This is a genomic window from Gordonia hirsuta DSM 44140 = NBRC 16056, assembly GCF_000333015.1.
GTDB lineage: Bacteria > Actinomycetota > Actinomycetes > Mycobacteriales > Mycobacteriaceae > Gordonia > Gordonia hirsuta.
Genome location: NZ_BANT01000035.1, coordinates 46980 through 55304 on the forward strand (window position 1 = coordinate 46980; position 8325 = coordinate 55304).

At 68.3% G+C, this 8325-nt stretch carries 7 protein-coding genes; 6 read left to right on the forward strand and 1 reads right to left on the reverse strand.

The genetic code is table 11. The annotated features are described in order from the left end of the window. Positions 1–3 precede the first annotated feature (3 nt). Positions 4–2244, forward strand: a complete 2241-nt coding sequence (locus GOHSU_RS12145) for an MMPL family transporter (protein ID WP_005942083.1) — start codon at positions 4–6, stop codon at positions 2242–2244. Further along, complete coding sequence (locus tag GOHSU_RS12150; RefSeq protein ID WP_005942085.1) at positions 2241–2825, forward strand: TetR/AcrR family transcriptional regulator; 585 nt, start codon at positions 2241–2243, stop codon at positions 2823–2825. The genes GOHSU_RS12145 and GOHSU_RS12150 overlap by 4 nt, the downstream gene beginning before the upstream one ends. A 42-nt stretch (positions 2826–2867) precedes the next feature. Here the strand turns inward: GOHSU_RS12150 and GOHSU_RS12155 are convergent, their stop codons facing one another. Next, positions 2868–4028, reverse strand: a complete 1161-nt coding sequence (locus tag GOHSU_RS12155) for a DUF3089 domain-containing protein (RefSeq protein WP_005942087.1) — start codon at positions 4026–4028, stop codon at positions 2868–2870. Positions 4029–4182: 154 nt separating this feature from the next. Here GOHSU_RS12155 and GOHSU_RS12160 point away from each other — a divergent pair, with 154 nt between their 5' ends. The 4 genes from GOHSU_RS12160 to GOHSU_RS12170 form a co-directional block, all read left to right on the forward strand. Beyond that, positions 4183–5748, forward strand: a complete 1566-nt coding sequence (locus GOHSU_RS12160; RefSeq protein ID WP_005942095.1) for a serine/threonine-protein kinase — start codon at positions 4183–4185, stop codon at positions 5746–5748. Positions 5749–5828: 80 nt separating this feature from the next. Beyond that, positions 5829–5990, forward strand: a complete 162-nt coding sequence (locus tag GOHSU_RS17045; RefSeq protein ID WP_005942097.1) for a hypothetical protein — start codon at positions 5829–5831, stop codon at positions 5988–5990. Next, a complete protein-coding gene (locus GOHSU_RS12165; RefSeq protein WP_005942099.1) occupies positions 5987–6844 on the forward strand; it encodes an SDR family NAD(P)-dependent oxidoreductase in 858 nt (285 codons plus the stop codon). Before GOHSU_RS17045 ends, GOHSU_RS12165 begins: the two co-directional genes overlap by 4 nt. 34 nt (positions 6845–6878) lie before the next feature. Next, positions 6879–8325, forward strand: a 1447-nt coding sequence (locus tag GOHSU_RS12170; protein ID WP_005942101.1) for an acyl-CoA dehydrogenase family protein, incomplete at its 3' end; no start/stop codon positions are given.

An 8325-nucleotide genomic window follows, 5' to 3' on the forward strand; every position in this document is an offset into this window, starting at 1 on the left:
GGCATGTCTTCGGTTCTCTACTACCTCGGCCGCTTCTCCTTCCGCCACAAATGGTGGGTCCTCGGCTCCTGGGCCGCGGTACTGGCCGTGCTGATCGGCTTGGTCGTCGGCCTCAACCCGAAGTTCGCCGACGATTTCGAGTTGCCCGGCACCGACGCCGGGATCGCGATGGATCAGATGCGGGAGAAGTTCCCGGCCCTGTCCGAGCAGCAGCGCAAACCGCACACCACCGTGGTGGTCTCCGCTCAGGACGGTCTGGACAAGCACACCGAGCAGATCACCGCGCTCGCCGCCGATCTGACCAAGCTCGACGATGTGATCGAACCGGAGAAGATCGTCGACCCGGTGGCACTGGCTGCCGCGGAGCCGGCGCTGGCCTCTCAGGTCCTCTCCGACGACGGCAAGATCGGCCTGATCACCGTCAGCCAGGATCTGGACCTGCTCGACCTGCCGCTCGACGGCAAGAAGGCGCTGCTCCAGGTGCTCGACGAGCATCGCGGAGACGGTCTGGACATCGCCGCGACCAGCGGCATCATGCAGGCCCGCGACCAGGGCGGTGCCGCCGAGGCGCTGGGTCTGGGTGTGGCGTTCGTGGTGATGATCGTGGCCTTCGGCGCCCTGATCGCCGCCTTCATCCCGTTGATCACCGGCATCGTCGGGGTGGGTATGACGATGCTCCTGCTGATGGTCAGCACCGAGTTCATGACCGTCAACCAGACCGCGACCGGCATCGTGCTGATGCTCGGTATCGCGGTGTCCATCGACTACGCCCTGTTCATCGTCTCCCGCTATCGCACCGAACGCGGCCGCGGCGGCGACCCCGCGGACGCCGCCGGCCGGGCGACCGGCACCGCGGGGACCGCAGTGGTCTTCGCCGGTCTGACCGTCATCGTGGCGGTGGTCGCCCTGATGGTGATCGGGATCCCGCTGATCACCCAGATGGGTATGGGTGCGGCGCTGGCCGTGGCGGTGGCGGTGCTGGCCTCGCTGACACTGATCCCGGCGCTGCTGGGCGCCTTTGGCCGGTTCGCGTTCTCCCCGCGCATCCCGTGGATCCGCCATGCCGAAGCCGACGAGAACCACGACACCCTGGGCACCCGGTTCGGCCGGATGATCGTGGCCAAGCCGATCCCCTTCATCGTGGTCGGACTGGCGATCCTGGTCGCCGCCGCGATCCCGGCCCGGGGTATGGCACTGGGCCTGGACATGACCGCCGACGACGAGATCGCCGCGCAGGAGCTGGTTGCCGAGGGCTTCGGCGAGGGCATCAACGGACAGCTGTTCGTCGTCGTCCATGCCGGTGACGACGGTGAGGTGGCTCCGGCCGCCGATCGCGCGGTCGCCGGTATCAAGGGACTCGACGACGTCTACCAACCGCAGAGTGTGGTCTGGATGGGCAACGGCGACGATCCTGCCAACCCGAATCCGGGCGCCGATACCGCGTTGATCGTGGTGACCCCGAACAGCGCACCGTCGTCGAGCCAGACCCATGACCTGATGGAGTCGATCCGCGCGCTCTCCCCACAGGTCGAGGCCGTCGGCGCCGAGATCCACGTGGGCGGACAGACCGCGATCATGTCCGATCTGTCGGTCAAACTCGACAAGGCCCTGATCCCCTACATCGCCGTCGTCGTCGGGCTGGCGTTCCTGATCATGATCGGCGTGTTCCGGTCGCTGTGGGTGCCGCTGATCGGCACGCTCGGCTTCGTCTTCTCGGTGCTGGCGACCTTCGGTATCACCACCTTGGTGTTCACCGACGGCTGGCTCGGTCTGATCTCCAACACCCAGCCGATCCTGTCGTTCCTGCCGATCTTCCTGGTCGGCGTGGTCTTCGGCCTCGCGATGGACTACCAGGTCTTCCTGGTCACCCGGATGCGCGAGGAGTTCCTGCACGGCCTGTCGGCCAAGGATGCGATCGTGGCCGGCTACCGGCACGGCTCCCGCGTGGTCACCTCCGCGGCGGTCATCATGATCAGTGTCTTCGCCGCCTTCATGCTGTCGCCGGAGACGACCAACAAGATGCTCGGTTTCGCCCTGGCCGTCGCGGTGTTCTTCGACGCCTTCATCATCCGGATGATCGTCGTGCCGGCGGTGATCTCGATGCTCGGCGACAAGGCCTGGGGGCTGCCGCGCTGGCTGGACAAGCTGGTCCTCAACTTCGACGTCGAGGGCAGCTCGGTGCGCAACCGGGGCGTGAGCACCACCGCCGAGGAGCCGGTGGAACTGGGAACGTCGGCACCGTGACCGGCCCCGGACGCCGCGCCGCCCACAAGGCGCGCACCCGCGCGGCGATCCGGCAGGCCGCGCTGGATCTGATCTCCCGGCAGGGCTATCACGCCACCACCGTGGCGCAGATCGCCGAGGCCGCCCACGTCTCGCACACCACCTTGTTCCGGTACTTCCAGTCCAAGGAGCAGGTGCTGATCGGCGACGGCCTCGACGATGCCCGCCGGGCGATGCTCGAGCAGATCCCGCCGGGCCTGGACCATTTCGACCTGGCGCGGCGGATCGTGACCGGAATCTTCTCGCTGGCCCGCGACGACCCGTTCACCTCCGATCCGCAGCGGCTGCACCTGGTGCGGACCGAGCCGGTCCTGCGGATGGCGCATCAGCTCGAGGCCGACCGGGTGATCCAGGAGGGCATAGAGTTCATCGCCGACTACACCGGCACGGACCCGCAGGCTCTGTCGCTGCGGGTCTTCGCCGCTGCCCTGTCGGGGGTGATGATGCACATCGCCGAGCGGGCCGCCGTACCGAATCAGGAGACGCTCGACGAGTTGCTCGCGGCGATCGACCTACTGGAACGGGGCCTGCCGCTCGAGTGAGCGGCAGGCCCCGTGACCGGCGAATCCGGTGGTCAGCGGCGGTCAGGCCGTCGCCAGGTGGGTCTGCTTCTGCAATTCCACGATCTTCACCAGGCGTTCGACGCCGAAGTTGACGTCGAGCAGGTGGGTGTCGAACAGCGGGATCTCGTTGACCTGCTGGGGAATCACCGGATGCACCCGCAGCCGGTGGAAGCCGGCGGTGTTCACGCACGAGCTGGTGTAGCGGCCCTTACCGGTGGTCCAGGTCGACGACGTCGACGGCAGTGCCTCCGGGAAGGTGGTGTAGGCCATCAGCAGGCTGATGATGCCGTCGGCGAAGGGTTTGGACGGGGTCGTGGCCCCGACCGGACGGGTGATCCCGCTGAGCTTGGCCGGATCGGTGCAGGCCACCTGGAAGCCGGGGCCCATAGGCAGGCCCATCGCGATACTGAGCGCATCGAGCCAGCTGTTGCCGAACAGCGACGGCAGCCCGATCAGCTCGGTCGAATAGGCGGTGACACAGCCGGCCTGGCCGCGCTGGGTGCAGACCGGGATGTTCCGGAAGTCCCCGCCGGTGGTCCGGCCCTCCCGGGTGGTGACGTTGCCGCCCATCAGGATGCCGCCGACGAAGCGCTTGCGCAGCTGCGGATCGGGGTCGATCTGCTCGCGGATCAGCTTGCGCGCCATCATGGTGCCCTGCGAGTGACCGATGATGACCACGCCGCGGCCCTGGTTGTCGTTGCGCAGGTAGCTCTTCCAGGCCCGCAGCACATCGCCGTAGGCGACGGCCGGCAGATCATGGTTGCCGACCATCGCGGCGATCGCGGCCGGAGTCAGACCGAACAGGGTCATCTGCCGGTAGTTGGGGGCGAAGACGCGGCACTGGCCGTTGAACGGCGCCGCCTGGAAGCGGGCGATCGACTCGGTCGCCGGCACCTGGTGCCCCGGTGCGTGCAGACCCAGGTTGTCGGTCACCGTCGGATACAGGTAGAAGCAGTCGATCTGCTTATCGGCGTCGGCGACCGGCGTGGCCGGCGTCTTCTTGCCGGTCAGCATGTCAGTGCGATCGTTCTTCAGATCGCACGGATCGTTCTTCATTTCGGTGTGACAGAGCCAGTCCACACCGTTGATCACTGCGGCCTGGGCCGGGGCGGGCACCGCCACCGCGAGTCCGGCGGTCACCGCGGCGATCGCCGCGACCACCGCGAGTCTTCTCAACTTCATCGGGTTTCACCTTTGTTTCTCGGGGCGAGGGCTCTCGGGTCGAGCACGGATCGCCCACCTCACAGCGGACAGCTATCAGTAAGCCATCTCACAGCATAGGACTGTTGAACCGGCGCGGATCACTCCTCACCCGACTCTTGGGTAACCTCAGGCCATGACTGCTCCCGGGGATCGTTCAGGCACTCAGCTCGGCCCGTACCGCCTGGTCCGGCGCGTGGGCCGCGGCGGGATGGGCGAGGTGTACGAGGCCGTCGATACGCGCAAGGACCGCACCGTCGCGCTGAAGCTGCTGCCGGAGAACCTGGCGCACGACGACGATTTCCGCACCCGTTTCCTCAACGAGTCGCAGACCGTCGCCAGACTCAACGATCCGCACGTGATCCCGATCCACGACTTCGGCGAGATCGACGGCCAGCTGTTCCTGGACATGCGGATCGTCGACGGCCAGGACCTGCGCAGTCTGATCGAACAGGGCACGCTGACACCGGAACAGGCCGTGGACATCGTCGGCCAGATCGCCGGCGCCCTGGACACCGCCCACCAGGCCGGCCTGACGCACCGCGATGTGAAGCCGGAGAACATCCTGATCGACCGGAAGGGTTTCGCCTACCTGGTCGACTTCGGGCTGGTGCAGTCGGCCGGGCAGGCCGGCCTCACCTCGACGGGACTGGCGATCGGCTCGTTCAACTACATGGCGCCCGAACGTTTCGGCACCGGCGCCCCGGTCGGGCCGGCCACCGACATCTACGCCCTGGGCTGCGTTCTGTACGAGTCGCTCACCGGCAGCAGGCCGTTCGGCACGGCGAGTATGGAGCAGATCATCGCCGGTCAGCTGCACCGGGCACTGCCGCCCACCGGGACCGCGTACGACGGCGTCATCGCCCGCGCCACCGCCAAGGATCCGGGCCAGCGCTTCCGGACCGCCGGTGAGCTGGCCGCTGCGGCCACCGCCGCCCCGCAGGACCGCGCCGCGACCCGCGTGGCCGCGGCCGGCATGTACGACCCGCACCAATCGACCCGGTACCCGCCGGCCCAGCAGCCGCCGGCCCAGTACCCGCCGACGCAGTACGCCCAGTCGGGCCCGTATCCGGTCGGCGCGGGTGCACCGGCGCCGCACAAGTCCAATACCCCTCTGATCGCCGCCGCGGCCGCGGTCGTCGTGCTGCTGGCGGTGATCGGTGGTGTCGTGTTCTGGCAGACCTCCGGCGACGACGCCACCGCCCAGCAGTCCGCGATCACCACCGTCACCCAGAATCCCGCCCCGCTCTCCGAGGCGGCGCAGGAACGCTCGAGCGGAACACCGCCGAGCCGGGCCGACTCCTCCGGCGCCGCCGAATCACCGCTCACACCGTCGGATCGGCCGGCCGCCTCCGCACCGCCGGCCTCCACGCGCGGGCCCGGCGATCTGGGCCTGTCGACGCCGATCTCGGCTCCCCCGTGTGACGGCCGCACCGTCGCCTTCGTCTACAACGCGACCACCCCGGGCGCCTACGCGCAGGAGGTCGCCGCGGCGCTGGCGGCGCACCCGGGATCGTCGTACCTGCGCACCGATCAGTCCTGCCAGTCGCTGCGTCAGTCGCTCGACGGCAACCCGATCTACGCCGTGTACTACGAGGGCGCCGACCTGGCGCAGACCTGCGCCACCCGCAACCGCATCGGCGGTGAGACCTACGCCCGGCGGCTCGACGATACGACCCCGGTAGGCGTGGAGATCTGCTGATCACCGGCGCCACGATGCCGTGGCGCACAGCACCTCCCATCCCGTGCTCTTCGTTCACCTTGACGGGTTACCATCCAGTCGTGCTGGAAGACCTGAACAAGAAAGCCAAGGGCGTGGGCCTTCATGTCGCCGATGCCAAAAAACCGAAGCTCTTCACCATCCGGAAGGTCAAGAACGGAAAGTTGGTCGCCAAGAACGTCGACGGCGACGAGGCGATGAAGATCATCAAGAAGTACAAGTGATCCCCGGCGTCCGGAAGGTGACCCAGCTGGCGCTGGCACCCGCACGCACCCTGTCCGGTCTGACCGAGTTCTTCGGGTCCCAGCACGACGACCTGACCGGCAGCCTGATCGTGGTCACCGGCGCCTCCTCCGGCATCGGCGAGACCGCCGCGAAGATGTTCGCCGCCCGCGGTGCCCACGTGATCGTGGTCGCCCGCGATCTCGAGCGGTTGACCGCCGTCGCCGAGTCGATCGCCGTGGACGGCGGCACGGCCCACGCGCTGACCGCCGACCTGTCCGATGCCTCCGCCGCCGCCGCGCTGGCCGAGACCGTCCTGGCCGATTTCGGCACCCCGGACGTGCTGGTGAACAACGCCGGCCGGTCCATCCGCCGCTCGGTCCTCGACACCGTCGACCGCTTCCACGACTTCGAGCGCACGATGGCACTGAACTACTTCGGGGCGGTCGCCCTGACCACCGGGCTGCTGCCGGCGATGATCGCCCGCGGCAGCGGTCGCATCGTCAATGTCGTCACCTGGGGTGTGGCGGCCGGATCGATGCCCAAGTTCAGCGCCTATCACGCTTCCAAGGCAGCCCTGGCCGCCTTCGGCCGGAGTCTGGACGACGAATGCCGCGGCACCGGCGTCACGGTGAGCAACATCGGTTTCCCGCTGGTGCGCACCCCGATGATCGCCCCGACGGCCGACTACGACGATGCCCCCGCACTCTCGCCCGGCGATGCCGCGAGCTGGATCGTGCGCGCAGCGCAGACCGGGCGGGCCGAGATCTATCCGCGGTATGCGGTGGTGCTGCGCACGATCGCCGAGTTCTCCCCGCGGCTGGCCGGAGATCTGATCCGCCGTTCCGGCATCTAACACTCCCGAGTGAGCGTTCGGTTATGCTCGGGGTATGGCCGATTTCATGTCCCGCAAAGACCTCGACTTCCTGCTGCACGACTGGCTGGACGTCACCGCGCTGACCCAGCGGCCGCGGTACGCCGAGCACTCCCGCGAGACCTTCGACTCGGTTCTGGACCTGAGCCACGATATGGCGGCCAAGCTCTTCGCTCCGCACAATAAGGAATCCGACCAGAGCGAGCCGTATATCGGTGACGACGGCAAGGTGGTCCTGCTCGAGGCGATCACCACCGCCGTGCGCGCCTTCGGCGAGGCCGGCCTCAATGCGGGCACCTTCGATGAGGAACTGGGCGGGATGGCGCTGCCCCACACCGTCGCCCGCGCCTCCATGGTCAACTTCCAGGCCGCCAACGCCGCGACGTCGTCGTACGGCTTCCTGACCGTCGGCAACGCGAACCTGCTGGCCAAGTACGGCACCGACGAGCAGATCGACACCTGGGTGCGGCCGATGCTGGCCGGGCGCTACGCGGGCACCATGTGCCTGTCGGAGCCGCAGGCCGGCTCGTCCCTGGCCGATATCACCACGCGCGCGGTCGACAACGGCGACGGCACCTATGCGATCACCGGCACCAAGATGTGGATCTCGGCCGGCGACCACGAGATCACCGAGAACATCGTGCACCTGGTGCTGGCGAAGGTGCCCGGCGGCGGCCCGGGCGTCAAGGGTATCTCCTTGTTCATCGTCCCGAAGGTGCTGCCCGACGGCACCCGCAACGACGTCGCCCTGGTGGGCCTCAACCACAAGATGGGCAACCGCGGCACCACCAACACCCTGCTGAACCTCGGCGACGGCACCTTCGCGGTGCCGGATCGGCCGGCCGGCGCGGTCGGCTACCTGGTCGGCCAGGAGCACCAGGGGCTGCGCTACATGTTCAACATGATGAACGAGGCACGCATCGGGGTGGGCTTCCTGGCCACCGCCCTGGGCTATGCGGGCTATCTGCAGTCGGTGGAGTACGCCAAGACCCGCGAGCAGGGCCGGCCCGTGGACAGCAAGGACCCGAACACCCCGCCGGTGCCGATCATCGCGCACGCCGACGTCAAGCGGATGTTGCTGGCCCAGAAGTCGTACGCCGAGGGCGCACTGGCACTGGGCCTGTACGCCTCCCGGTTGGTCGACGAGGAGCTGACCGCCCCCGAACAGGCCGACCGCGACCACGCCCACCTGCTGCTGGAGGTGCTCACCCCGATCGCCAAGAGCTGGCCGAGTCAGTGGTGCCTGGAGGCCAACAGCCTGGCGATCCAGGTGCACGGCGGCTACGGATACACCCGCGAGTTCGATGTGGAGCAGTTCTACCGCGACAACCGGCTGAACCTGATCCACGAGGGCGCCCACGGCATCCACGGCCTGGATCTGCTGGGGCGCAAGATGGTGATGGACTCCGGTGCGGGCCTGGCGGCCCTGGCCGCGGCGATCGGCGACACCGCCCGCCGCGGGC